23 protein-coding genes are annotated in these 26,077 nt (G+C 66.6%); 3 read left to right on the top strand and 20 right to left on the bottom strand.

Annotated elements, in window-relative coordinates:
- Positions 1–2 precede the first annotated feature (2 nt).
- The 17 genes from mce to AC6EUL_RS17150 form a co-directional block, all read right to left on the bottom strand.
- Positions 3–407 carry a methylmalonyl-CoA epimerase gene (gene mce / locus AC6EUL_RS17230; protein ID WP_499871523.1) on the bottom strand — a complete coding sequence of 135 codons (405 nt, stop codon included), beginning with the start codon at positions 405–407 and terminating at the stop codon, positions 3–5.
- Between the two features lie 274 nt (positions 408–681).
- Complete coding sequence (locus tag AC6EUL_RS17225) at positions 682–2,355, bottom strand: ribonuclease J (protein WP_056214634.1); 1,674 nt, start codon at positions 2,353–2,355, stop codon at positions 682–684.
- 14 nt (positions 2,356–2,369) lie between these two features.
- Entirely contained in the window at positions 2,370–3,149 is a 780-nt protein-coding gene (locus AC6EUL_RS17220) for a biotin--[acetyl-CoA-carboxylase] ligase (protein WP_056381243.1), read from the bottom strand.
- A 4-nt stretch (positions 3,150–3,153) separates the two neighbouring features.
- Positions 3,154–4,596, bottom strand: a complete 1,443-nt coding sequence (nuoN, locus tag AC6EUL_RS17215; protein ID WP_056214627.1) for an NADH-quinone oxidoreductase subunit NuoN — start codon at positions 4,594–4,596, stop codon at positions 3,154–3,156.
- Between the two features lie 12 nt (positions 4,597–4,608).
- A complete protein-coding gene (locus AC6EUL_RS17210; RefSeq protein ID WP_056381241.1) occupies positions 4,609–6,132 on the bottom strand; it encodes an NADH-quinone oxidoreductase subunit M in 1,524 nt (507 codons plus the stop codon).
- Between the two features lie 31 nt (positions 6,133–6,163).
- Positions 6,164–8,257, bottom strand: coding sequence for an NADH-quinone oxidoreductase subunit L (nuoL, locus tag AC6EUL_RS17205; RefSeq protein WP_499871520.1), 2,094 nt, complete (start codon positions 8,255–8,257; stop codon positions 6,164–6,166).
- Positions 8,258–8,405: 148 nt separating this feature from the next.
- Positions 8,406–8,711 carry an NADH-quinone oxidoreductase subunit NuoK gene (gene nuoK / locus AC6EUL_RS17200; protein ID WP_055947368.1) on the bottom strand — a complete coding sequence of 102 codons (306 nt, stop codon included), beginning with the start codon at positions 8,709–8,711 and terminating at the stop codon, positions 8,406–8,408.
- A gap of 43 nt (positions 8,712–8,754) precedes the next feature.
- Positions 8,755–9,375: an NADH-quinone oxidoreductase subunit J gene (locus tag AC6EUL_RS17195; protein WP_056214617.1), complete on the bottom strand. Its 621-nt coding sequence runs from the start codon at positions 9,373–9,375 to the stop codon at positions 8,755–8,757.
- Positions 9,376–9,592: 217 nt separating this feature from the next.
- Positions 9,593–10,081: an NADH-quinone oxidoreductase subunit NuoI gene (gene nuoI, locus AC6EUL_RS17190; RefSeq protein WP_056275243.1), complete on the bottom strand. Its 489-nt coding sequence runs from the start codon at positions 10,079–10,081 to the stop codon at positions 9,593–9,595.
- Positions 10,082–10,105: 24 nt separating this feature from the next.
- Entirely contained in the window at positions 10,106–11,128 is a 1,023-nt protein-coding gene (nuoH, locus tag AC6EUL_RS17185; RefSeq protein ID WP_056275240.1) for an NADH-quinone oxidoreductase subunit NuoH, read from the bottom strand.
- Positions 11,129–11,140: 12 nt separating this feature from the next.
- Positions 11,141–13,222 (bottom strand): NADH-quinone oxidoreductase subunit NuoG, encoded by a 2,082-nt coding sequence (nuoG, locus tag AC6EUL_RS17180; RefSeq protein ID WP_499871517.1) that lies wholly within the window; start codon positions 13,220–13,222, stop codon positions 11,141–11,143.
- Positions 13,223–13,267: 45 nt separating this feature from the next.
- The gene (gene nuoF, locus AC6EUL_RS17175; RefSeq protein WP_056275233.1) at positions 13,268–14,569 is read right to left on the bottom strand and encodes an NADH-quinone oxidoreductase subunit NuoF; all 1,302 of its coding nucleotides are present in this window, start codon (positions 14,567–14,569) and stop codon (positions 13,268–13,270) included.
- Position 14,570: 1 nt separating this feature from the next.
- A complete protein-coding gene (nuoE, locus tag AC6EUL_RS17170; RefSeq protein ID WP_499871515.1) occupies positions 14,571–15,674 on the bottom strand; it encodes an NADH-quinone oxidoreductase subunit NuoE in 1,104 nt (367 codons plus the stop codon).
- A gap of 19 nt (positions 15,675–15,693) precedes the next feature.
- On the bottom strand, positions 15,694–16,884 hold the full coding sequence (locus tag AC6EUL_RS17165; protein ID WP_056275227.1) for an NADH-quinone oxidoreductase subunit D: 1,191 nt from the start codon (positions 16,882–16,884) through the stop codon (positions 15,694–15,696).
- A 16-nt stretch (positions 16,885–16,900) separates the two neighbouring features.
- Entirely contained in the window at positions 16,901–17,548 is a 648-nt protein-coding gene (locus AC6EUL_RS17160; RefSeq protein ID WP_499871512.1) for an NADH-quinone oxidoreductase subunit C, read from the bottom strand.
- 15 nt (positions 17,549–17,563) lie between these two features.
- Positions 17,564–18,151 carry a NuoB/complex I 20 kDa subunit family protein gene (locus AC6EUL_RS17155; protein ID WP_056214588.1) on the bottom strand — a complete coding sequence of 196 codons (588 nt, stop codon included), beginning with the start codon at positions 18,149–18,151 and terminating at the stop codon, positions 17,564–17,566.
- Between the two features lie 60 nt (positions 18,152–18,211).
- Positions 18,212–18,577 (bottom strand): NADH-quinone oxidoreductase subunit A, encoded by a 366-nt coding sequence (locus tag AC6EUL_RS17150; protein ID WP_055948771.1) that lies wholly within the window; start codon positions 18,575–18,577, stop codon positions 18,212–18,214.
- 425 nt (positions 18,578–19,002) lie between these two features.
- Between AC6EUL_RS17150 and AC6EUL_RS17145 the strand changes: the two genes are divergently transcribed.
- On the top strand, positions 19,003–20,136 hold the full coding sequence (locus tag AC6EUL_RS17145; RefSeq protein ID WP_056214584.1) for a glycosyltransferase family 4 protein: 1,134 nt from the start codon (positions 19,003–19,005) through the stop codon (positions 20,134–20,136).
- 160 nt (positions 20,137–20,296) lie between these two features.
- Positions 20,297–22,627, top strand: coding sequence for an amylo-alpha-1,6-glucosidase (locus AC6EUL_RS17140; protein ID WP_056381233.1), 2,331 nt, complete (start codon positions 20,297–20,299; stop codon positions 22,625–22,627).
- A 190-nt stretch (positions 22,628–22,817) separates the two neighbouring features.
- On the opposite strand, the gene infC is transcribed toward AC6EUL_RS17140, so the two are convergent.
- Both infC and AC6EUL_RS17130 read right to left on the bottom strand, forming a co-directional pair.
- A complete protein-coding gene (infC, locus tag AC6EUL_RS17135; RefSeq protein WP_238280755.1) occupies positions 22,818–23,339 on the bottom strand; it encodes a translation initiation factor IF-3 in 522 nt (173 codons plus the stop codon).
- Between the two features lie 186 nt (positions 23,340–23,525).
- Positions 23,526–24,758 carry a glycosyltransferase family 4 protein gene (locus tag AC6EUL_RS17130; RefSeq protein WP_056381231.1) on the bottom strand — a complete coding sequence of 411 codons (1,233 nt, stop codon included), beginning with the start codon at positions 24,756–24,758 and terminating at the stop codon, positions 23,526–23,528.
- A gap of 183 nt (positions 24,759–24,941) precedes the next feature.
- On the opposite strand from AC6EUL_RS17130, the gene AC6EUL_RS17125 reads away from it, so the two are divergent.
- Positions 24,942–25,733 (top strand): alpha/beta hydrolase, encoded by a 792-nt coding sequence (locus tag AC6EUL_RS17125; RefSeq protein ID WP_499871508.1) that lies wholly within the window; start codon positions 24,942–24,944, stop codon positions 25,731–25,733.
- Here the strand turns inward: AC6EUL_RS17125 and AC6EUL_RS17120 are convergent.
- Entirely contained in the window at positions 25,720–26,004 is a 285-nt protein-coding gene (locus AC6EUL_RS17120) for a BQ00720 family protein (protein ID WP_056214573.1), read from the bottom strand. The two genes, AC6EUL_RS17125 and AC6EUL_RS17120, sit on opposite strands and share 14 nt — an antisense overlap.
- Positions 26,005–26,077 lie beyond the last annotated feature (73 nt).

Raw genomic sequence — 26,077 nt, 5'->3', positions numbered from 1 at the left:
GCTCAGACCTGTTCCAGCTCGACGAGGGTGCCGAGGAAGTCCTTCGGGTGGAGGAAGAGAACGGGCTTGCCGTGGGCGCCGATCTTCGGCTCGCCGGTGCCGAGGACGCGCGCGCCCTGGGTCTTGAGCTTGTCGCGGGCGGCGATGATGTCGTCGACCTCGTAGCAGACGTGATGGACGCCGCCGTTGGGGTTGCGCTCGACGAAGCTCTCGATGGGCGAGCCCGCGCCCAGGGGCGCCATCAGCTCGACCTTGCTGTTGGGCAGGTTGACGAACACCACGGTGACGCCGTGCTCGGGCTGCGGCAGCGGCTCCGTCACGGTGGCCCCGAGGGTGTCCCGGTAGATGGCGCAGGCAGCGTCGAGATCGCGGACCGCGATGGCGACATGGTTCAGGCGTCCGATCATGGTGTCCTCCCCTTCCTTCCCTCAATCCCGACTGCCACCCCTCCCCCGTCGAAGCGGGCGATATCGATGGCACCGCGGCGTCATTCCGGGGCGCCGCAGGCGAGCCCGGGAATCCAGAGCTGCCGACGATGCCGGACGCGACGAAACCTATGGTTCTGGATCCCGGGCTCCGCTGCGCGGCCCCGAGATGACGGTGTGCTGCGCGCCGACGTCCCGCGCAACCCACCCGCATCGGCGACACCCCTCCCCCGCAGAGGGGGGGAGGGTTCGCCCATTAGACCTCGACCACCTGCACGTGGCAGGCGGGCTTCTTGCCCCAGACCTCGTTCACCGCGGAGCGGATCGCGCGGTCGACGGCCTTCTCGACGCCCTCGGCGTCCTTGCGCTTGGGCTTCGACAGCCCCGAGAGCGTGCGCGACACGCACTCCACGACGACGTCGAGCATCGCTTGGCCGGTCCGGCCGCGATTGGGCAGGCCGATGATGTCGATCGCGGGCTCCCCCAGGATCTCGCCCTGGACGTCGATGGCGATGGCCACCGAGACGAGGCCGGCCTGCGAGAGCTTGCGGCGCTCGGGGATGGCCCGGTCCTTGGCGTCGATCAGGACGTTGCCGTCCTTGAACAGGCGCCCGGCCTTGACGTGGTCGACGATCTCCGGCGTGCCGGGCGCGAGGCGCACGACGCTGCCGTTGCGGGCCTTGACGATGTTCGGAACGCCCTGGTCCCGGGCGAAGCGGGCGTGCTCGTCGAGGTGCAGGGCCTCGCCATGGACCGGGATCGCGGTCTGCGGCCGGGTCCAGGCATACATCTCCGCCATCTCGTCGCGCCGGGGGTGGCCCGAGACGTGGACGAGCTTGGTGCGGTCGGTGACCACCTCGATGCCGGCATTGACGAGGTCGTTGATGATCGCGCCCACCGCCCGCTCGTTGCCGGGGATCGCCCGCGAGGAGAAGATGACGCGGTCGCCGGCGGCGAGGGTGATGTCCGGATGGTCGTCGCGCGAGACGCGGGCGAGCGCGGCCCGCTCCTCGCCCTGCGAGCCGGTGAGCAGGGCCACGACCTTGTCGCGCGGCAGGTAGCCGTAGCTGTCCGACGACCGGAACTCGGGCAGCCCGTCGAGGAAGCCGCACTCGCGGGCGACCGCGATGACCCGGTCCATGGCGCGGCCGACCGCGACGACCTCGCGGCCGCAGGCCTGGGCGGCCTCGGCCACGGCCCGCATGCGCGCGACGTTGGAGGCGAAGGTCGTCACCGCGACCCGGTGGGGGGCGTCGGCGATGAGCTCGCGCAGGGTGGCGGCGACCTCCGCCTCGCTCGGGGAACGCCCCTCGCGCACGACGTTGGTCGAATCGCTGATCATCGCCAGGATGCCCTCGTCGCCGAGCGCCCGGAAGGCGGTCTCCGAGGTCACGTCGCCGAGGATCGGGGTCGGATCGAGCTTCCAGTCGCCGGTGTGGAGCAGGAGGCCGTGCGGCGTCCGGATGGCGACCGCGTTCGACTCGGGGATCGAGTGCGAGACCGGCACGTACTCGATCTCGAACGGGCCGACCTGCACCCGGCGGCCGGCCTGGATCTCCTTGAGGATCACCTTGGGCGCGCCCGGCTCGCTGAGGCGGCGGGCCTCCAGAAGGTTCTTGGCGAAGCGCGTCGCGTAGACGGGCGCCTTGAGCTTGGGCCACAGCTCACCGATCGCGCCGATATGGTCCTCGTGCGCGTGGGTGATGAAGATGGCGAGGAGGTCGTCCTTGCGCTCCTCGATGAAGCTGAGATCCGGGAACATCAGGTCGATGCCGGGGAATCCCTCCTCGCCGGCGAAGCCCATGCCGCAATCGACCATGATCCATTTGCGCCGCTTCGGGGGGCCGAAGCCGTAGAGCGCCGCGTTCATGCCGATCTCGCCCACGCCGCCGAGCGGCACGAAGACGAGTTCGTCTTGCCCTGTCGTCATTGTCCGTCCAAACCTCAAGCCGCCGTCGCGGCCGTTCCCAGATGCACCTCGCCCGCCGTCACGGTCCGTCGCGTCCCATCCTCCGATCGGACCACGAGCCGCCCTGCCTCGTCGATCGTCTCGAAAATTCCTTGTACGGACGTGTCGCCCATGCGCACCGAAACCGGCGCGCCGATTCCGGCCGCGTCCGCGATCCAGCGCTCGCGGATCCTCGCGAATCCGTGGCCACACGCCCAAAGCCGCGCGGCGTCGATGATTCCGTCCGTCAGGTGGACGAACAGATCCTCGGCGCGCGTGTCGTACCGCATCTGCCTGAGGCACGTGGCGCGATAAGGCAAGCCCTGCGGCGTCGCAGCGACATTGACACCGAAGCCCATCACCACCGCACGGCGCCCGCCGGGCCGGCTCTCGGCCTCCAACAGGAGCCCCGCCAGCTTGGCGCCCGAGGCCAGGACGTCGTTCGGCCACTTCAGGCGGCACCCGGTGACGCCGGCCGCCGCGAGGGCGGAGACCACGGCGAGGCCGGCGACGAAGCCGAGGGTCGGCACCAAGCCGGGCTCCACGTCGTCCACGGGCCAGAGCAGGCTCGCGGTCAGGTTTCCGGGCTCGGACAGCCAGCTGTTGCCGCGCCGGCCCCGTCCGGCCTCCTGCCGCCGCGCCACCACCCAGAGCGGCCCGGCCTCGCCGTCGCGGAAGCGCGCCAGCGCCTCGGTGTTGGTGGAGCCGAGGCTTTCGTGGACGTGGAGGCGGTGCCCCTCCGCCCGCGCCCGGGTGCCGAGGACGTAGCCGCTCAAGGACCTAGAACAGCGACTTGGCGGCCGCACCCGCGGCGCCCACGATGGGACCCGGCACGATCCCGAGCAGCACCACGACCAGACTCGCCAGGGCGAGGACGATGCGGGCCCCCGGCGGCATCGGCTCGTAGGCGGCGACCGGCTCGTCGAAATACATCACCTTGACGAGGCGCAGGTAGTAGAACGCGCCGACCACGCTGGTGACCACGCCGATGATCGCCAGGGCGACGAGGCCCGATTTGATGGCCGCGAGGAAGACGTAGTACTTGGCGAAGAACCCCGCCAGCGGCGGGATGCCGGCCAGCGAGAACATCATCGCGGCGAGGCAGAAGGCCATGACCGGATGGGTGCGCGACAGCCCGGCGAGGTCGTCGACGGATTCGAACATCCGGCCGCCGCGGCGCAGCGACAGCAGCACCGCGAAGGCCCCCAGCGTCATCGCCAGGTAGATGATCATGTAGACGACGACGCCGCTGATGCCCTCCTGCGAGCCGGCGGCGAGGCCCACCAGGGCGTAGCCGACATTGCCGATGGAGGAATAGGCCATCAGGCGCTTCAGGGAGCGCTGGCCGATGGCGGCGAAGGAGCCCAGCGCCATCGAGGCGATCGCCACGAAGACGATGATTTGCTGCCAGATCGCGGTCACGTCCGGGAAGGCGCCGATGAAGAGGCGCACCGTCATCGCCATGGCGGCCATCTTGGGCGCCGAGGCGAAGAAGGCGGTCACGGGGGTCGGCGAGCCCTCGTAGACGTCGGGCGTCCACATGTGGAACGGCACCGCCGCGAGCTTGAAGGCGACGCCGGCCGCCACGAAGACGATGCCGAGCACGATGCCGAAGCCCGCGGTGCCGTCCAGCGCCGCGACGATGCCGGGGAACGAGACGGTGCCGGTGAAGCCGTAGACCAGGGAGGCGCCGTAGAGCAGCATGCCCGAGGAGAGCGCGCCGAGGACGAAGTACTTCAGCCCGGCTTCCGTCGACTTCAGGTTGTCGCGATGGAAGGCCGCGATGACGTAGGCGGCGAGCGACTGCAGCTCCAGGCCGAGATAGAGCGCGATCAGGTCGTTGGCCGAAGCCATGACCATCATGCCGATGGTGCAGAGGATCAGCAGGATCGGGAACTCGAACCGGTCGATGCGCTCCCGCTGGAAATAGTCGCGCGAGAGCAGGATCGTGGCCGCAGAGCCCAGCAGGATCAGGGCCTTCATCACCTTGGAGAAGTTGTCGACGATGAAGGAGCCGTTCAGGGTCGTGACCTTGGCGCCCGACTGGGACATGACCGCGAACAGCGCCACCACCAGCAGGATCAGGGCCCCGACGTTGACGCCCTCGGCGGAGCGCTCGCCCCGGAACGCACCGTAGAGGATCAGCACCAGCACGCCGACGCTGAGGATCAGCTCCGGCAGGGCGGGCCCGAGCGCGGGCAGGACGATCTGAGCGGCGTTCATCGGGTCAAGCCTTCAGCGCGACGCGGGCGGCAGGGTGGCCGCGGCGGTCTGCGTGTTCGAGAGCGCGGTCCGCATGCTCTGCATCAACGCGTCCGTGGAGGGCGCGAAGGTGTCGAGCACGGGGGCCGGGTGGACGCCGTAATAGATCGTCAGGGCGACGAGCGGCGCGATGATGATCTTCTCGCGCAGGTCCAGGTCGAGGATGCCCTGCAGGTTGGGCTTCTCGAGCTTGCCGTAGATCACGCGGGCATAGAGCCAGAGGGCGTAGCCGGCCGACAGGATGATGCCGAAGACCGAGAAGAACGCCACCGTCGGGTTGGCCCGGAAGGCGCCCATCATGGCGAGGAACTCGCCCACGAAGCCGGAGGTGCCGGGCAGGCCGACATTGGCCATGGTGAAGACCATCATGGCCGCCGCGTAGAGGGGCATCCGCTTCACGAGGCCGCCATAGGCCGCGATCTCGCGGGTGTGCATCCGGTCGTAGACCACGCCGACGCAGAGGAAGAGCGCGCCCGACACGATGCCGTGCGAGATCATCAGGAACAGCGCGCCCTGGATGCCCTGCTCGTTCATCGTAAAGAGGCCCAGCGTCACGAAGCCCATATGCGCCACCGAGGAGTAGGCAATGAGCTTCTTGATGTCGGACTGCATCAGGGCGATCAGCGAGGTGAAGATGATCGCGATCACCGAGAGCGCGAACACCATCGGGGCGAAGGCGTGGCTCGCGTCCGGGAACATCGGCAGCGAGATCCGGATGAAGCCGTAGCCGCCCATCTTCAGGAGGATGCCCGCCAGGATCACCGAGCCGGCGGTGGGCGCCTCCACGTGCGCGTCGGGCAGCCAGGTATGGACCGGCCACATCGGCATCTTCACCGCGAAGGAGGCGAAAAAAGCCAGCCAGAGCCAGGTCTGCAGTTCCACGGGGAAGCGGGTGTGCAGCAGGGTCGGGATGTCGGTGGTGCCGGCGTGCCAGTACATCGCCATGATGGCGAGCAGCATCAGCACCGAGCCGAGCAGGGTGTAGAGGAAGAACTTGAAGCTGGCGTAGATGCGCCGCTTGCCGCCCCAGATGCCGATGATGAGGAACATCGGGATCAGGCCGGCCTCGAAGAACAGGTAGAACAGCACCAGGTCGAGGGCGCAGAACACGCCGATCATCGTCGTCTCGAGGACGAGGAAGGCGACGAAGTACTCCTTCACCCGGACGTTCACCGAGAGCCACGAGGCGCCGATGCAGAACGGCATCAGGAAGGTGGTCAGCAGGATCAACGGCATCGAGAAGCCGTCGACGCCGAGCTTGAACCGGGTGGCCTCGCTCAGCCAGGCATGGGTCTCGACGAGCTGGAAGTTCGCCGTGGTCGCGTCGTAGCGGCCCCAGGCCACCAGCGAGAGCAGGAAGGTGGCGAGCGTGGTGATGAGTGCGGCCCAGCGGGCGTTGCGCTTCGCGGCTTCCGTCTCCTCGCCCAGGGTGAGGATGAAGGCCGCGCCGCAGAGCGGCACGATGAGCAGGCCGGACAGGATTCCGAGGCCTAACATGAGCGGGCGCTCCGATACGTGACGGCGGCCATCAATGGGCGACCTTGGGCAAGCCGGTCAGCATGTACCAGCTGATGAGGGCGGCGACGCCGACGAGCATGACGAAGGCGTAGTGGTAGACGTAGCCGGTCTGGAAGCGGACCACGCCGCGGGTCACGTCGAGGACGCGGGTGGCGATGCCGTCCGGGCCCATGCCGTCGATGACGCGGCCGTCGGCCTCCTTCCAGAGGAACTTGCCGAAGTCCTTGGCCGGGCGGACGAAGATCCGGTCGTAGAGCTCGTCGAAGTACCACTTGTTGAGGAGGAACCGGTACAGGCTCGGCTGCTGGGCGGCGAGCTGGCCCGGCAGTTCCGGCCGGCGGATATACATCCAGTAGGCCAGCACGAAGCCGATCAGCATCATGATGAAGGGCGAATAGGCCACCAGCGCCGGCACCGCGTGGATGTCGTGCATGATGTGGTTGTCGGGGCCGTGGCCGAGGGCGTGGCCCCAGAACGAGTCCATGCCCTCGCCGATGAACCGGTTCTTGAAGATCAGGCCGGCGAAGAGCGCGCCGAAGGCCAGGATGCCGAGGGGGATCGTCATCACCAGCGGGCTCTCATGCGGGGTGTGCGCATGGTCGTGGTGCTCGATGGCGCTGTGCGAGGCCGGCTCGACGTCGTGGCCGTGATCGTCGTGGGCGACGCCCTCGTGGTGGCCCGGGGCGCCGTCGGCCTGGGTCGAGGCGGCGGCATGCGCCACCGCGTGGGCGTCGTCGTGGTGCGCCCCGTGGCCGGCCCAGCGGGCCGGTCCCTCGAAGGTCATGAAGAACAGGCGCCAGGAATAGAACGAGGTCATCAGCGCGGCGACGACGGTGCAGATGAAGGCCAGGGTGTGCCCGGGCCGCGTCGAGGCGTAAGCCGCCTCGATGATGGCGTCCTTCGAATAGTAGCCCGCGGTGAAGGGGAAGCCGATCAGCGCCAGGGTGCCGATGGTCATCATCGCCGAGGTGAAGGGGATGTAGCGGCGCAGGTTCCCCATGTTCCGCATGTCCTGCTCGTGGTGCATCGCGTGGATGACCGAGCCAGCCCCGAGGAACAGCAGCGCCTTGAAGAAGGCGTGGGTGAAGAGGTGGAAGACGGCCGCCGAGTAGGCGCCGACGCCGAGCGCCACGAACATGTAGCCCAGCTGCGAGCAGGTCGAGTAGGCGATCACGCGCTTGATGTCGTTCTGCACGAGGCCGATCGTGGCCGCGAAGAACGCCGTGATGCCGCCGATGACCGTGACCACGACGAGGGCGTTGGGGGCGAGCTCGAACAGCGGCGACAGGCGCGCCACCATGAAGACGCCAGCCGTCACCATGGTGGCGGCGTGGATCAGCGCGGAGACGGGGGTCGGCCCTTCCATCGCGTCCGGCAGCCAGGTGTGCAGCAGGAACTGGGCCGACTTGCCCATGGCGCCCGTGAACAGCAGCAGGCAGGCGAGGGTCAGGGCGTTCCAGTCGTAGCCCAGGAAGTGGAAGGTCGCGTCCTTGATCTCGGGCGCGCGGGCGAAGATGCCGTCGAAGGCGATCGAGCCCGTCAGCACGAAGACGAGGAAGATGCCCAGCGAGAACCCGAAATCGCCGACGCGGTTGACGATGAAGGCCTTCATGGCCGCGGCGTTGGCGGAAGGCTTCTCGTACCAGAACCCGATCAGCAGGTAGGAGGCGAGGCCGACGCCCTCCCAGCCGAAGAACATCTGCACGAGGTTGTCGGCCGTCACCAGCATCAGCATGGCGAAGGTGAAGAGCGACAGGTAGGCGAAGAAGCGCGGCCGGTGCGGATCCTCCTCCATGTAGCCGATGGAATAGAGGTGCACGAGGGTCGAGACCGAGGTCACCACCACCAGCATGATCACCGTCAGGGTGTCGATGCGGAAGGCCCAGTCGACCACGAGGTCGCCGGCGGTGAACCAGGTCGCCACCTGCACGCGGGTGGCGTGCTCGGTGCCCGGCACCTCCAGGAAGGCGCCCCAGGACAGAAGCGCCGAGAAGGCGAGGAGGCCGGTGGTGATGCCCTCGCTGAGCTTCGGGCCGAGCTGGCGGCCGAACAGGCCGGCGAGCAGCGCGCCGACGAGCGGGAGGAAGACGATCGCGTGATACATCGCTGGCTTGTCCGGCCTCCTGGGTGCGCCCGGTCCCCGCGCGCTGCGCGGGGAGCCCGAGCGGCGCCCTGTGGGGTTCGTGTCACCGCCCCGGCGGCGCGCGCACCGCGCTGCCGGGCGTCGAATCGGGTGGCGTCGCGGTCCCGCGTCAGCCCTTCATCATGTTGACGTCCTCCACCGCGATCGAACCGCGGTTTCGGAAGAACACGACGAGGATGGCGAGGCCGATGGCCGCCTCCGCCGCCGCGACCGTCAGCACGAACAGGGCGAAGACCTGGCCGGTGATGTCGTTGAGGTGGGTGGAGAAGGCGACGAGATTGATGTTCACCGCCAGCAGGATCAGCTCAACGGACATCAGGATGACGATGACGTTCTTGCGGTTCACGAAGATGCCGAGCACCCCCAGCGTGAACAGGATCGCGGCGACCGTCAGGTAATGGCTCAGGCCGATCATCGGATGTGGCTCCCGGTCTCTGCCGTTCGAGGTCCGCCGGCCATCAGACTTCCACGCCCTGGCGCGAGGGCACCTTGCGGGTTTCCACCGCCATGGTCTGCGTGCGCGCGTTCTGGACGGCGATGTTCTGGCGCTTGACGCCCGGTCGGTCGCGCAGAGTCAGCACGATGGCGCCGATCATCGCGACGAGCAGGATCAGGCCGGCGAGCTGGAAGAAGAAGACGTAGTCCGTGTAGAGCACCCGGCCCAGCGCTTGGGTGTTGGTCACCGCCTCGGCGCTGGCGACCGGACCGAGGGGCGCCTGCACGAGGCCCGGATCGATGGTCCAGGAGCCCACCACGAGCAGCAGCTCGATCAGGAAGACCGCGCCGATCAGCGCGCCGATGGGCAGGTATTGCTGGAAGCCCTGGCGCAGCTGGGCGAAATCCACGTCGAGCATCATCACGACGAACAGGAACAGCACCGCCACCGCGCCGACGTAGACGACCACCAGGATCATCGCCAGGAACTCGGCGCCCATCATCACGAACAGCCCGGCGGCGTTCACGAAGGCCAGGATGAGGAAGAGCACGGAGGCCACGGGATTGCGCGAGGCGATCACCATGAAGCCCGAGGCGATGGTCACACCTGCGAACAGGTAGAAGAAGGCAGCGGCTGCGCTCATGCGATTCTAGAGATCAGCCGTCCCGAGGACGGCCCCTTCTGCCGAAATTGTGCCACGGCCCATCGGCCGCCCGTCTATAGAACCCGCCCCTGCGGCGCACAACCGCCTCGGCGGGGTCCGGCCGACTCCGTGGGAACGGAATCGGCCCTGATGTCTTATCCGCGGGCCGCGTGAAGGATGCACCCGGCAAGAGGATCCGCCCGGCGGGAGCGCGCGCTCAGCGGTAGGGCGCGTCCACCGCGAGGTTGCGGGCGATCTCGCGCTCCCAGCGGTCGCCGTTCAGGAGGAGCTTCTCCTTGTCGTAGAGGAGCTCCTCGCGGGTCTCGACCGAGAACTCGAGATTCGGCCCTTCCACGATGGCGTCCACCGGGCAGGCCTCCTGGCACATGCCGCAATAGATGCACTTGACCATGTCGAGGTCGTAGCGGGTCGTGCGGCGGGTGCCGTCGTTGCGGCGTGGGCCCGCCTCGATGGTGATGGCCTGGGCGGGGCAGATCGCCTCGCACAGCTTGCAGGCGATGCAGCGCTCCTCGCCGTTGGGGTATCGGCGCAGGGCGTGCTCCCCCCGGAAGCGCGGGCCGCGATGGCCCATCTCGAAGGGGTAGTTGATCGTGGCCTTCGGCTTGAAGAAGTACTTCATCGCCAGGACGAACCCGGACGCGAACTCCTTCAGCAGCAGACCCTGAGCGACCTGATCGAGCTTCATGGCTCGGATCTCCGTGAGGGGTTGTCAGGCGCCCGGCGCGAGGCCGGTGAGCTTGAGGACAAAGGCGACGACGATGACCGAGACCAGCGAGAGCGGCAGGAACACCTTCCAGCCGAGGCGCATGAGCTGGTCATAGCGGTAGCGCGGCACCATGGCCTTCACCATGGCGATCATGAAGAAGAGGAAGCTCGCCTTCAGGGCGAACCAGATCAGGCCCGGCACCCAGGTGAAGGGCGCGAACGGGATCGGCGAGAGCCAGCCGCCGAGGAACAGCACCGTGCCCAGCGCGCACATGGTCATGATGGCCACGTACTCGCCGAGCATGAAGAGCAGGTACGGGGTCGAGGAATACTCGACCATGTAGCCGGCCACGAGTTCAGATTCGGCCTCCGGCAGGTCGAAGGGCGGGCGGTTCGTCTCGGCCAGCGCCGAGATGAAGAACACCACGAACATCGGGAACAGCCAGAGCCAGTACCAGCCCAGGATGCCGAGGCTGGTGTCCTGCGCCATGACGATGCGCGAGAGGTTCAGGGAGCCCGCGCAGAGCAGGACGCAGATGATGACGAAGCCGAGGGAGACCTCGTAGGAGATCATCTGCGCGGCAGACCGGAGGGCACCCAGGAAGGCGTATTTCGAGTTCGAGGCCCAGCCGCCCATCAGGACGCCGTAGACGCCCAGCGACGAGATCGCGAAGATGTAGGTGATGCCGACGTTGAGGTCGGCGATGGCCCAGCCCTCGGCCAGGGGAATCACCGCCCAGGCGGCCAGCGCCAGGGTGGCGAAGACCAGGGGCGCCAGCAGGAACAGCGCCTTGTTGGCGCCGGCCGGGATGACCGGTTCCTTCAGGACGAATTTCAGGAGATCGGCGAAGGACTGGAACAGGCCCCAGGGCCCGACCACGTTCGGGCCGCGCCGGAGCTGCACCGCCGCCCAGATCTTGCGGTCGGCCAGCAGCGCGTAGGCGATGAAGACGAGCAGCAGCGCCAGCAGCACGAAGCTCTTGAGCGCCAGCAGCAGGACGGTGCCGAGGACTTCCCAGAAGGTCATCGCAGGAGATCCTTATTCGGCCGCTTCGAGGCCGCGCACCCGGGCGAGGCTCGAACACTCGGCGAGCACCCGCGAGGCGCGGGCGATCGCGTTGCTGAGGTAGAAGTCCGGCACCGCCGCGCTGAAAGCGGTTCGGGTCGGCTCGCCGCCGAGACCCGACAGGGTCTCCACGGTGGCCACCGCATCGCTCGGGGCGATGGCGTCGAGGGCCGCGAAATGCGGATGCTCGGCATAGAGCGCCCGGCGCAGGGCCCCCAGCGAATCGAAGGCCAGGCGCTTGCCCAGCACGTCGGACAGGGCGCGCAGGATCGCCCAATCCTCGCGGGCATCGCCCGGCGGGAAGCCGGCGCGGTTGGTGGTCTGGACCCGGCCCTCGAGGTTGACGTAGGTCGCGCTCTTCTCGGTATAGGCGGCCCCCGGCAGGATGACGTCGGCCCGCGTGGCGCCCTGGTCGCCGTGCGTGCCCTGGTAGATCACGAACGCACCCGGATCCAGCGCGACCTCGTCGGCACCCAAGTTGTATACCACGTCGAGATTTCCGCCCTTCGCGATCCCGGCGAAGTCCAGACCGCCCTCCCCCGGCACGAAGCCGAGATCGAGGGCACCGACCCGGGCCGCCGCGGTCTGGAGCACGCCGAAGCCGCTCCACGCGGGCGTCACGGCGCCGATGTCGCGCGCGAGCTTCGCCGCCGCGGCCAGGATCGCGGCGCCGTCCGGCCGCGCCAGCGCGCCGGTGCCTACGATGACGAGCGGCCGGCTCGCCGCCTTCAGCGCCTCGGCGAAGCTGTGCCGGCCGGAGACGAGATCGGCCAGGGTCTCCGGTCCGGCCCCCAGGTAGGTGTGCGGATAGGTGAGGTCGACGGGCTCGCCGATGAGGCCCACCGCCAGGGGACCCATGCGCCAGCGCTTGCGGATGCGCACGTTGAGGAGCGAGGCCTCCAGGCGCGGGTTGGTGCCGATGAGGAGAATCGCATCCGCCTCCTCGATCCCGGCGATGCCGGTGCCGAGGGTGTAGGCGGCCCGGCCCCAAGCCGGATCGATCGCCTCGCCGGCCTGTCGGCAGTCGAGGCTCGTCACCCCGAGGGAGGTCATCAGCGCCTTCAGCGCGTAGATCTCCTCGACGCCGGCGAGATCGCCCACCACCGCGCCGATGCGCTTGGGGTCGGTGCCCTTCACCTTCGCCGCGATGGCGGCGAACGCCTCACCCCAGGACGCAGGGCGCAGGCGGCCGTTCTCGCGCAGGTAGGGCCGGTCGAGGCGCTGGGTGCGCAGACCATCCACCGCGTGGCGGGTCTTGTCGGAAATCCACTCCTCGTTGATTTCCTCGTGCACGCGCGGCTCGATCTGCATGACCTCGCGCCCGCGGGCATCGACCCGGATGGCGCAACCGACGGCGTCCATCACGTCGACGGATTCGGTCTTCGACAGCTCCCACGGCCGCACCTCGTAGCTCTGCGGCTTGTGGACGAGGGCGCCCACGGGGCAGAGGTCGGCGACGTTGCCCTGAAGCTCCGAGCCCATGGCGGATTCGAGGTAGCTCGTGATCTCCATGTCCTCGCCGCGCCCGATGGCGCCGAGATCCGGCACGCCGGCGACCTCCGCCAGGAAGCGGACGCAGCGGGTGCAGTGGATGCAGCGGTTCATGGCGGTCCGCACCAGCGGGCCGATGTACTTCTCCTCGACGGCGCGCTTGTTCTCCCCGTAGCGGGTCGAGTCGACGCCGTAGGCCATTGCCTGGTCCTGCAGGTCGCAGTGGCCGCCCTGGTCGCAGATCGGGCAGTCGAGCGGGTGGTTGATGAGGAGGAACTCCATCACCCCCTCGCGGGCCTTCTTCGTCTGGCCCGAGCGCGTCAGCACCTCCGGCGGCTCGCCGTTGGGTCCGGGCCGGCAATCCTTCACCGCATAGGCGCAGGAGGCCACCGGCTTCGGAGCGCCCTTGAGCTCCACGAGGCACATCCGGCAATTGCCCGCGATGGACAGCCGCTCGTGGAAGCAGAAGCGCGGAATTTCCGCGCCTGCGGCCTCGCAGGCCTGGAGCAGCGTGTACTCCGCCGGAACATCGACCTCGGTGCCGTCGACGACGATCTTGGTCATGCGTGGGTCTCGGTCTCGAAACTTAAGGGCGGCGCGAGGGGCGGATCACTCCGCCGCCATCGGCACCGGATCGGAATGCGGGTTGGCGCTGTAGCGGTCGATGCGCTTCTCGATCTCAGGACGGAAGTGCCGGATCAGACCCTGGATCGGCCAGGCGGCCGCGTCGCCGAGCGCGCAGATGGTGTGACCCTCGATCTGCTTCGTCACGTCGAGGAGCATGTCGATCTCCCGGCGCTGGGCCCGGCCCTCCGCCATGCGCAGCATCACGCGCCACATCCAGCCCGTTCCTTCGCGGCAGGGCGTGCACTGGCCGCAGGACTCGTGCTTGTAGAAGTAGGCGATACGGGCGATCGCCGAGACGATGTCGGTGGACTTGTCGAGCACGATGACCGCCGCCGTGCCGAGGCCGGAGCCGAGGTTCTTAAGCGTGTCGAAGTCCATCTTGGCATCGATGATCTGCTCGGCTGGGACCAGGGGCACCGAGGAGCCGCCGGGAATCGAGCAGAGCAGGTTGTCCCACCCGCCACGCATGCCGCCGCAATGCTTGTCGATGAGTTCGCGGAAGGTGATCCCGAGTTCCTCCTCGACGTTGCAGGGTTTGTTGACGTGGCCCGAGACGCAGAACAGCTTGGTGCCGGTGTTGTTCTTGCCACCGAGGCCGGCGAACCAGGCGCCGCCGCGGCGTAGGATGGTGCCCGCCACCGCAATGGATTCGACGTTGTTGACCGTCGTGGGGCAACCATAGAGACCCATATTGGCGGGGAATGGAGGCTTCAGGCGCGGCATGCCCTTCTTGCCTTCGAGGCTCTCCAGCAGCGCCGTTTCCTCGCCGCAGATATAGGCGCCGGCGCCGTGGTGGACGTAGATGTCGAAGGGATAGCCGTGGACATTGTCCTTGCCGACGAGGCGGGCCTCGTAAGCCTCGTCCACCGCCCGCTGGAGGGCGTGCTTCTCGGCGACGTACTCGCCGCGGATGTAGATGTAGCAGGCATGCGCAGCCATCGCGAAGGATGCCAGCATGCAGCCCTCGATCAGGAGATGCGGATCGTGCCGCATGATCTCCCGGTCCTTGCAGGTGCCCGGCTCGGACTCGTCGGCATTGACCACGAGGTAGTGCGGACGCCCGTCGGACTTCTTGGGCATGAATGACCACTTAAGGCCTGTGGGGAAGCCAGCGCCGCCACGGCCCCGCAGGCCCGACTGCTTCATCTCGTCGATGATCCAGTCGCGGCCCATCTCCAGCAGGAATTTGGTGCCATCCCAGGCGCCGCGCTGCTTGGCGGCCTCGAGCCCGGGAGAATGCAGGCCGTAGAGGTTCGTGAAGATGCGATCCTGATCGGCGAGCATGTCAGTTCCCCTTCTTTGGGGCGAAAAACCCGGGTGTCTCCGGCCTCGTCGTTGAAGCCTTCGTCGATGAGGCCTCGGTGCCGGCCGACTGAGGGTCTTTGACGTCCGCGCTGGCACCTGTGGCCGCTGGCTGGGGCGGTGGCTCGTTGCGCGGCAGGCTCGACTGGGTACCGGCTTCCGCACCTGCGGCTTCCGATTTCGCGATCATCTCCGGAGCCGGCGCGGTCGGCGAGGCTGGCTGCGCCGTTGAGTTTGTCCCGTCGGCGGCATCCATCTTATCGCTCGCCTTCACGGGAGACTCTCCGGCCGCAGCCCGCTGGGCAGGCCCGTCGGTCGCCGACGTCCCGACGGCCCGACCCGCATCGGGACGGGCGGGCTTCGGGTCCCCAGCGGCGCGCTGTTCGGACGAAGCCGCCTCGGCCTTGCCCTGCTCGCTGCCACCTTCGGCCTCTTTCTGCTCGAAGCGCTTGCGCCAGGTTCCGACGCGCGATCCGTCGAACAGGTTCGCATCGGTGAGTGTATCGGCGCCCCCGAGCGGCTCGGACGAGGTCCGTCCGACTTGCGAGCCGACCTTCACCGGCCGGCCAGCGGCGAGGTCGTCCATCAGCTTGCCGAGGAGGTCGGGTGTCAGGTCCTCGTAGTAATCCTGATTGATCTGCGCCATCGGAGCATTGCAGCAGGCGCCCAGGCACTCGACCTCGAGCCAAGAGAAGTTACCGTCAGCACTCACGTGGCCGGGCGCTCCGAGACGGTGGTGCAGGTAGTCCTTCAACTCGCGCGCGCCACAGGAATCACACGGCACGGTCCCGCAAAGCTGGATCCAGAACCTGCCGACCGGCTCCAAGGCGAACATTGTGTAGAAGGTCGCGACTTCGAGCACGCGGATATGCGGCATGCCAAGTTCGTCAGCCACCGCCTCAATGGCCTTCTGCGGCAGCCAGCCGCCATTCTGCTCCTGCGCCTTCCAAAGCAGCGGGATCACCGCCGAGGCCTGACGGCCCTCAGGATACTTCTCGATTTGGCCCTTCGCCCAATCAGCGTTCTCGGACGAGAACGTGAAGGTGGCGGGCTGCTCGGCAGCGGAGGCGAGTCTGCGGTTGGCCATCAGTTTCGAACCTTGATCCTCACCGGTCCACTTCGCCGAACACGATGTCCAGCGTGCCAAGCACGCAGGACACGTCGGCCAGCATGTGGCCGCGGCACATCCAGTCCATCGCCTGAAGGTGGGCGAAACCCGGAGCGCGGATCTTGCAGCGGTAGGGCTTGTTGCTGCCGTCGGCGACGAGATAGACGCCGAACTCGCCCTTGGGTGCCTCGACGGCGGCGTAGACCTCGCCGGCCGGCACGTGGAAGCCTTCGGTGTAGAGCTTGAAGTGGTGGATCAGCGCTTCCATCGAGCGCTTCATCTCGCGGCGTGGCGGCGGAGCGATCTTGCCGTCCGTAGCTGAAATCGGCCCCTGGCCTGCCGGCTGGCGCAGCTTGATGCAGCACTGCTTCATGATCTTCGCCGATTCGCGCATCTCTTCCATGCGGATGACCTGGCGATCGTAGGTGTCGCCGTTCTTCCCCACGGGGATGTCGAACTCCATCTCCTCGTAGGCCTCGTAGGGCTGCGACTTGCGCAGGTCCCACGGGATGCCGGAACCACGGACCATCACGCCGGAGAAGCCCCAGGCCATCGCCTCGTCCACGGTGACGATGCCGATGTCGACGTTGCGCTGCTTGAAGATGCGGTTGCCCATGACGAGGTTGTCGAGATCATCGACAACCTGCAGGAACGGATCGATGAACGCTTCGATGTCGTCGATCAGTGCGGGCGGCAGGTCCTGATGGACGCCACCGGGCCGGAAGTAGTTGGCGTGGAGCCGAGCGCCCGATGCACGCTCGTAGAAGATCATCAGCTTCTCACGCTCTTCAAAGCCCCAGAGCGGCGGCGTCAGGGCGCCGACATCCATGGCCTGCGTGGTGACGTTGAGAAGGTGGGAGAGAATGCGCCCGATCTCGCAGAACAGCGTGCGGATCAGCTGCGCCCGCCGCGGCACCTCGAGCCCGAGCAGCTTCTCGATGCCGAGGCAGAAGGCGTGCTCCTGGTTCATCGGCGAAACATAGTCGAGCCGGTCAAAGTAGGGCGTCGCCTGGAGGTAGGTCTTGTGCTCGATGAGTTTTTCGGTGCCGCGATGGAGCAGGCCGATATGGGGATCGACCCGCTCGACGATCTCCCCGTCGAGTTCCAGCACGAGGCGCAGCACGCCGTGAGCCGCCGGATGCTGCGGTCCGAAATTGATCGCGAAGTTGCGGATGTTGTGCTCGGTCATGGCCTCGCTCCGCTGCTCAAGCCGACGTCTTCTCATCGCCCGGGAGCACGTACTCGGTGCCCTCCCACGGCGAAAGGAAGTCGAAGTTTCGGAATTCCTGGGTGAGCTTGACCGGCTCGTAGACCACGCGCGCTTCGTCCTGGTCGTAGCGGACTTCGACGAAGCCGGTGAGCGGAAAGTCCTTGCGCAGGGGGTGCCCTTCGAAGCCATAATCAGTGAGCAGCCGACGCAGGTCCGGGTGGCCCGAGAACAGGATGCCGTAGAGGTCGTAGGTCTCGCGTTCGAACCAGTTCGCGGCCGGAAAGACCTTGATTACGGAGGGCACCGGCGTCTGGTCGTCGGTCTGCACCTTCAAGCGGATCCGTGAATTATGGCGCAGCGAGAGCAGGTGATAGACCACGTCGAACCGCTTCTCCCGGGCCGGATAATCGGCGCCGCAGATGTCGATGAAGCAGCGAAAGGCGCAGGCTGGGTCGTCGCGCAGGTAGGTCAGCGCGTAGACGATGTCGCTGGCCTGCACCACGAGGGTGAGTTCGCCGAAGGCGATGGTGCGGGAGACGATCGCGGGCCCGAGCGCACCGGCGACATGGTCGCTGATCCGCTGCAGGGCGCCGACGCCGGACTCCGGCGCGGTATGGTCAAGGATGCTGATGCCATTGGTCATGCCGGGCGTCCTTCCTCAGCGCTCGATCGTACCAGTGCGGCGGATCTTCTTCTGGAGCAGGAGCACGCCATACAGCAGCGCCTCGGCCGTGGGCGGGCAGCCCGGGACGTAAATATCCACCGGCACCACCCGGTCGCAGCCGCGGACCACCGAGTAGGAATAGTGGTAGTAGCCTCCGCCGTTGGCGCAGGAACCCATCGAGATGACGTAGCGAGGCTCCGGCATCTGGTCGTAGACCTTGCGCAAAGCCGGAGCCATCTTGTTGGTCAGCGTGCCGGCGACGATCATCACATCGGACTGACGCGGGCTCCCGCGTGGCGCAAATCCGAAGCGCTCGCAGTCGTAGCGCGGCATTGACATCTGCATCATCTCAACGGCGCAGCAGGCGAGACCGAAGGTCATCCACATCAGCGAGCCGGTGCGGGCCCAGTTGATCAGATCATCCGTGGACGTGACGAGAAACCCGCGATCGGCGAGTTCGTCGTTGATCGACAGGAAGGTCGGATCATTGGCGCCGATCGGAAGGCCCGTGCTGGGATCGATGATGCCCTTGGGGGCCTGGGCGATCGCCGGGGCGCGGGAGAGGTCGGGGCTGAAGGCCATCGGTTTCTCGGGATCAGGCTTCGGATGGGCGGACTTCGTGGACGGCGCGATTCGGGAACACTAGTCCCATTCGAGGGCGCCTTTGCGCCACTCGTAGACGAAGCCGACGGTCAGAACGCCGAGGAAAGCCATCATCGACCACATGCCGAACCATCCAAGCTCACCGAAGGAGATTGCCCACGGGAACAGAAACGCGACCTCAAGGTCGAAGATGATGAAGAGGATCGCGACGAGGTAGAAGCGAACATCGAACTTCATGCGCGCGTCGTCGAAAGCATTGAAGCCACACTCGTAGGCCGACAGCTTTTCCGGATCGGGGCTGTTGTAGGCGACCAGGAAGGGCGCAACCAGCAGGGCCGCAGCAATGAACACAGAGACGCCGATAAAGACGATGAGGGGCAGATAGTCTGCCATCAGGCCGGACATGCGGGACCTCTCGTATTGGCAGGCGATTGCGACGCCTTCGACGCCTTAAGCCGCATGGAATTGCTCCAATGCCAGACTGCGCCGGCGCGAGGCTTAGACGACCCCCCGGAGTGAAACAAGGGCATCGTGCGTCGCACAAAATCGGCCATGCGCATGAGGTAGTTCTTCCCCCGTTCCGAACAACACGACCGATGCGCGCAGGGGGTCGTTCGGCCGATTTCCTACAATTCCTGCCATGGACTTGTCTGGCATGCCAGACGGCATCGAACGCGGGGATAGCGGGGACATCTTAGTCCGTTTGTCAGAGAGTTCTGGCGTAGCTCAAGGGCCGGGAACCATAACCTTGGCCGTCCGTTTCGTTCATGTCCCACTCAGGCCGGATCGCGTTAGGTCGGCGCAACATTCGACCTCATAGGAGACGCTTCGTGCGCATTGCCCAGATTGCTCCGCTTTCGGAGGCCGTACCCCCGAAGTTCTATGGTGGTACTGAGCGCGTGGTGTCATGGATCACCGAGGAACTGGTCCGCCAGGGCCACGATGTGACTTTGTTCGCTAGCGGTGATTCGGAGACCTCGGCCAAGCTCGCAGCCTGCACGCCCGAGGGCCTGCGCCTCCTCGGCTATCGGGATCACACTGCGAGCCACCTTGCCATGTTGCACCACGTGCACAAGCGAGCGCACGAGTTCGATATCCTCCACTTCCACATCGATCTGCTTCAGTATCCGATGTTCGAAGATCTAAATCACAAATGCCTCACGACGATGCACGGGCGCCTCGACGTGCCGGACTTCATGCCGGTCTACCGCACCTTCACGGGTATGCCTCTGGTGTCGATCTCGGACAATCAGCGTGATCCGATGCCCGAGAACGTCAACTGGCTCTCGACCATCCACCATGGTCTTCCGGCCCAGAACTGCCCGTTCTATCCGGAGTCGAAAGGCGGCTACCTTGCCTTCCTCGGCCGCATCTCCCCGGAAAAGCGTCCCGACCGTGCGATCGAGATGGCGATCCGTTCCGGCATACCGCTGAAAATCGCCGCGAAAGTCGACAAGGCCGACCAAGATTATTGGGACGAGGTCATCGAGCCCATGATCCACCATCCCCTCGTCGAGTTCATCGGCGAGATCAACGAGGAGCAGAAGAAGGACTTCCTCGGCAACGCCCTCGCCCTTGCCTTCCCGATCGACTGGCCGGAGCCCTTCGGCCTCGTGATGATCGAGGCGATGTCGGCCGGCACGCCGGTCATCGCTTTCCGGAACGGTTCCGTGCCGGAGGTGATCGCGGATGGTGTCTCTGGCGTCCTGTGCGACTCGATGGATGACGCGGTGGCGGCGGTCCACGCAGTGAAGTCGATGAGCCGTACTGGCGTGCGCAGGCACTTCGAAGGTAATTTCACCGCCGAGTGCATGGTGCGTAAGTACGTGGCCGCCTACGAACGATTGCTAGCCGGCGCGAACTCGGTGATCAAGCTACCGCATGCCGGCGCTTTCTCCTCGCATTATGGCGAGATGAACGGCTCCGCCCTGCCCCAGATCTCCGTCGCTGCGATGCCTGCCTGATACTGTCCGAGCCGGGCCCCGCCCGGCATCGGATTTGCTCGCCGCCGAGCAGGCTGGCGCCGCAAGATTGCCGCACTACCTCTGCCACTGAGGGCCGCCGCGCCGCATCATGCGACCGGCGGCCCTTTTGATTCGACACCCATTTCGGAGACGCTCAGGCATGGCAGCGGATACACTGAAGGCGACCTCCGAGCCCGCAACCGAAACGCGGATTCCCCGGGGCTTCCAGGATGCCGACGAAGTCCTGCCGCAATATCACATCGAGGCGCAGACCTCACTTGTCGAGCGCCCGCTGCGCTCGCTGAAATACGGCGAGGCTTTCGCGGTTCTCGACAGCTACGGCGATATCGGCGTGCTCCCCGGTCCCGAGGGCCTCTACTTCCAAGACACGCGCTACCTTTCACGTCTGCATGTCACCATCGAGGACCAGCGACCGCTGCTGCTGTCCTCGGTGATGCAGGACGACAACGGCGCGCTCAGCGTCGACATGACGACGCCCGACATCCGCATCGATGCTCATGACGAGACCACGATCCCCCGCGAACTGATCGCGATCGAACGCACCAAGTTTCTCTTCAAGGGCGCGTGCTACGATAGGATCGGCCTCCGCAACTATGATTCCCGACACTGGCATCTGAAGGTTGCCGTCACCTTCGACGCCGATTTCCGGGATCTTTTCGAAGTGCGCGGCATGGACCGCCCCGTGCGCGGCAAGCGCAGCGTTCAGGTGGCGAGCGAATCCGAGGTCCAGTTTCGCTACGCCGGCCTCGACGAGGTCGTGCGCACCACGAGCCTGCATTTCGGGCCAACGCCCAAGCACATCGAGCCGGGCCGCGCCGAGTTCGTCGTCTCCCTGCCGCCAGGCGGACGCGCTTCGCTGTTCCTGAGAGCGGTCTTCGAATCACACCGCGCCTTCACCAGCGCTCCCGCTGCGGAGCGGGTTGGCGAGGATGCAGCAGCCGGCCTGTCGCGCGCCGCAGGGAGTTCCGCTGCTCCGCGCCACCCGAAGGGTCTCGCCGAGGGTGTCATTTTCGCTCGGGCCTATCGCGACTCCCGTCGCGACCTGCGCCAGCTCACTGCCGGCATCACGACGATCATTTCGTCGAACGACCAGTTTAACGAAGCCGCCTGTCGCGCTACCGCCGACCTCTACATGCTGGCAAGCCGGACGCCGGAAGGCATCTACCCCTTCGCGGGCATTCCCTGGTACTCCACGGTATTCGGGCGCGACGGGATCATCACCGCCATGATGGCGCTTTGGATCGACCCGAACTTCGGGAAGGGCGTCTTGCGCTACCTCGCCTCGACCCAGGCCCAGGCCGTCGACCCGGCCGCCGACGCGCAGCCCGGCAAGGTTCTGCACGAAACCCGGCGCGGTGAGATGGCCATGCTCGGCGAGGTGCCGTTCCGGCACTACTACGGCACCATCGACGGCACGCCGCTCTTCGTGATGCTGGCCTGGGAGTACTATGCCGTCACCGGTGACCTGGAGACAATCTCGGGGATCTGGCCTGCTCTGGAACTCGCCCTCACCTGGATGGACGAGTACGGCGACCGAGACGGCGATGGGTTCGTTGAGTATGCCCGCGACACCGACAAGGGCCTTGAGAACCAGGGCTGGAAGGACAGTCACGACTCCATCTTCCACACCGACGGCAATCTGGCGAAGGGCCCTATCGCTCTCTGCGAAGTCCAGGGCTACGTCTATGCCGCCAAGAACGGGGCGGCCAAGCTCGCCTCGCTCCTGGGCCATGACACCCTGGCGCAGCGTCTCGGCGAGGAGGCGCAGACCCTGCGCGACAATTTCGACAAGGCATTCTGGTGCGAGGCGATCGGCACCTACGCCCTCGCCCTCGATGGCGAGAAGCGGCAATGCGCCGTACGCTCGTCCAACGCCGGCCATGCGCTTTTCACCGGCATCGCGCGGCAGGAGCGCGCAGCGAGCGTCGCTGCCAACCTCCTGTCGAAGGACGGCTTCAACGGCTGGGGCGTGCGCACGATCGCCCGCGGCGAAGCTCGCTACAATCCGATGTCGTACCATAACGGCTCGATCTGGCCGCACGACAACGCACTGATCGCCCTGGGACTGGCGCGTTACAACCTGAAACCGGAAGCGTCGCGGATCTTCGAGGGCATGTTCGACACGGCTCTCTATCAGGATCAGAAGCGGCTGCCGGAGCTGTTCTGTGGTTTCATGCGACGCCACCAGCGCGGCCCCGTCTCCTACCCCGTGGCCTGCTCGCCACAGGCCTGGGCCGCAGCGGCGCCGTTCGCCTTCCTGGCGGCTTGCCTCGGGTTGGAGATCGACCACGACCGTAATCGGGTCCGCTTCCGCAATCCGACCTTGCCGCCGTTCCTCGACGGCGTGTCGATCTTCAACCTGAAGATTGGCACCTCACGCGTGGACCTGCGCCTGCAGCGCTACGGCGAGGACGTCACGGTCAATGTCCTCCGGCGGACCGGCGATGCGCAGATCTCTCTGCTGAAGTAGGCCTCAAAGAGCGGGCGGCATTCGCGCGGGATGCTGCCCGCTGGGCAAAAACGCTCTCTACTTGGAAGACCGCCGGTCGACACACCGACGCGTCGTCGACCGGATTCATGCAGGCGTGGAAAACGAAAAACACCGCCTGCCGAGAGGAAGGCGGTGCATTTTCTGCGTCAGGCGCTCAGCCGGGAGCGGCTCAGCGCGGAGCCAGAATCATGATCATCTGGCGGCCTTCGAGCATCGGCTCGCTCTCAACCTTAGCGATCTCCTGGGTCTCGTTCTTCACCCGCTCGAGCAGGCGCAGGCCGATGTCCTGGTGAGCCATCTCACGACCGCGGAAGCGCAGAGTCACTTTGACCTTGTCGCCTTCCTCAAAGAACCGGATTACGGCCTTCATCTTTGTATCGTAGTCGTGCTTGTCGATCCCGGGGCGGAGTTTGATCTCCTTGACCTCGACCGTCTTCTGCTTCTTGCGCGCTTCGTTCTGCTTCTTCTGTTCGTTGAAGCGGAAACGGCCGTAGTCAAGAAGCTTACAGACGGGAGGGACGGAGTTCGGTGCGATCTCGACGAGGTCGAGACCCGCCTCCTCGGCCATGGCGATGGCGTCGAAGAAGGCGACGACGCCACGGTTCTGTCCGGTGTCGTCGATGAGCTGCACTTCGCGGACGCCGCGGATGTCCCGGTTGGCGCGCGGCCCGTCCTTCTGCGGGGCCGGCATAGCTCTCATAGGTCTACGAATGGCTTTGGTCTCCTAATGAAACGACGAAACGGCAGCCCGCGAACTCAAACCCCGTTTGGGGTCGATCCTGGCCACCCATCGCTCGCGAAATTCGGTGCGACACCTTGGCTGAACTCTCGTGCAAGTCAACACGGTCGTCGCAGTTTGGTTCATTGGACGCAGCGATCACCCGCGTGCGGCCACGGCCCGGCTGACGATGAGGTCGGCATAGACGGCAAGTGTGTCACCGACCATGCCTTCGAGGGAGAAGTGCGCCTCGACATGCGCTCGGCCGCGCCGGGTCATCGCATCGCGCGCGCTGGCCCCTAGGGACAGGGCGTCCGACAGAGCGTCGGCCAGAGCACCGGCATCACCCGGCGGAACTCGCCATCCCGTCCGCTGGGCCGGCGGAACTTCGGGAGGTGCCAACACCGTTTCCGGCACGGCTCCAAGATCCGACACCACCACAGGGGTGCCCAGGGCCTGGGCCTCCACGGCGGAACGGCCGAAAGCTTCGGGCTCCACGGATGGTACCGCCACGACGGAGGCCGCCCGGAAGGCCGCCGGCATATCAGTGCAGTGCCCAACCCGGTGCACAATCGCCTGAAGGCCGCGCGCCGCGATTAACGCGTCGAGCTCGCGCTCGTAGGCGACGCGTCCCTGCGGATCGCCGGCGAGGACAATGGCAACGTCGGTGATGCCGCGATCGCGCATCAGCGCCGCCGCCTCGATCAGGACCCGCTGACCCTTCCAGCCCGTCAGCCGCGCCGCGAGCAGCACCACGCGCTCATGCGGGGCGACGCCCCAGGCACGGCGCAGGGCTTCGACCCGCGTCGGCAAGACCGCCGCGGGCGTGAACTGCGCCAGATCGGTGCCGCGATGGATGACCCGAACCCGGTCGCCCGCCTGTTCCGGGTGCAGTGTGCGGATCAGGTCGGCCGTGTAGTGCGAGTTGGCGATGACCACGTCACCCCGTGCCATCACGGAGTTGTAGAGGACTTTTACCCCCGTACGGCCGGAGTAGCTGCCGTGATACGTCGTCACGAAGGGAAGCTTCACGCGGCGCGCTGCACCCAAGGCGACCCAGGCCGGGGCCCGCGAGCGAGCGTGGACGACATGCACGCCCTCGCGTCGGCACAGGCGGGCGAGGCGCCCCACATTTAAGGCCATGGCAAGCGGATTCTTCGAAGCCGCCGGAAACGGGAGCCAGATGCCGCCCTTGGCCTGCAATTCGCCGATCAGGCGGCCGCCCTCGGTGGCCACCAGCGCCCGGGCGCCGGCCGCAGCCAAGGCGGCGGCGACATCGACGGTGGTGCGCTCGGCGCCGCCGGCATCAAGCTCCGGAATGATCTGCAAGATGGTCGCCCCCGCGAGCGGCGCACGCTCGGACGGAAAGCTGCCGCGCACGTCGCCGTTCATGACGGGCAAGCCGGAATGGCCCACGGTCCGGGATCGAAGCTCGGGTCGCGTACCCAAGGAAAACAGCGTCCGTCTTGCGTGTCGGTCATAGCCGTGAGCTTGAACGCCGCGCTTTACGGCCCGGTAAACGGAATGCAAAGGCGATGCGTTCAGTTCGATGCATCCCAGGGCAAGGGTTAACGAATGACGTCTGTGCAGGATGGGGCGCTGGAGTTCCTTGAGGTGGGGACCGGATCGGCGGCACGGCAGATCGCAGTGCGACGGAGAGCCGGCGAAGGCCCTCCACTGGTCTGGCTCGGCGGCTTCCGCTCCGATATGGGCGCCACCAAGGCGATGACGCTCGATGCCTGGGCCAAGCGGCAAGGCCGACCTCTGGTTCGATTCGACTACACTGGCCATGGCGAATCGACCGGCGTATTCGCCGAAGCCACGATTTCAACTTGGCTCGCGGATGCACAGGCGGTCGTTGCTGCCTACGCGCCCGAGAACCCGATCCTGGTGGGTTCGTCGATGGGCGGCTGGATCGCATGCCTGGTGGCCTGTGCGCGCGCAGGCAACCGCCGGACGGCGCCGTCAGGCCTTGTCCTCATCGCGCCGGCCCTGGATTTCACCCAGAGCCTCCTCTGGGATCGGTTCACGCCAGAAATCCGGGCGCAGATCGAACGGGACGGCGCCTGGCTTCGGCCAAGCGCCTATGATCCGACGCCGGTCCCGATCACTCACGCGCTCATCCAAGACGGTCAGCGCCATTGTCTGCTCGGAGCGAACTTCGATCCCGGCTGCCCGGTCCATATCCTGCAAGGCATGGACGACCCCGACGTTCCCTACACGCACGCCCTGCGCGTGGTGGAGAGGCTTCCGAAGGCCGGCACCCTCCTCACCCTCATCGCGGACGGCGACCATCGTCTGTCCCGGCCGCAGGATCTGCAACGGCTTCTGACGACGGTCACCGAATTCCGGGTCAGTGCAGACTGACCGTGTAGAGGTCGTTGGCGGCCGCATTGGCCACCACGGCATCCCGAGAGTCGGCGAGCAGGATCGGTGCACCGCTGGCCGAGAGAAGCGCGAACAGGTCAAGACCAGGCGTCAGGTCAGGTGCCTGCGGAAAGATGCGCTTTACCTCGTCGGAGCGGATCGCGCGCACATAGGCGATATGTCCTTCGCCGAGCGCAGCGAGATCAGCCACATTGAAGTCGGCCGGGTCGAGATCGGCCTGGGTGAGCGGATTGGTGTTGAACTCGGTCATGGACTGCCCTCCTTCTTGGCAGAGCGGTACACCGGGAACGGGCCCGGCGGTCGATGTGGGCCGAAGCCCTGGC

It is taken from the genome of Methylobacterium sp. 001424705, from assembly GCF_059816145.1.
This window is presented reverse-complemented; position numbering and strand designations above follow the sequence as displayed.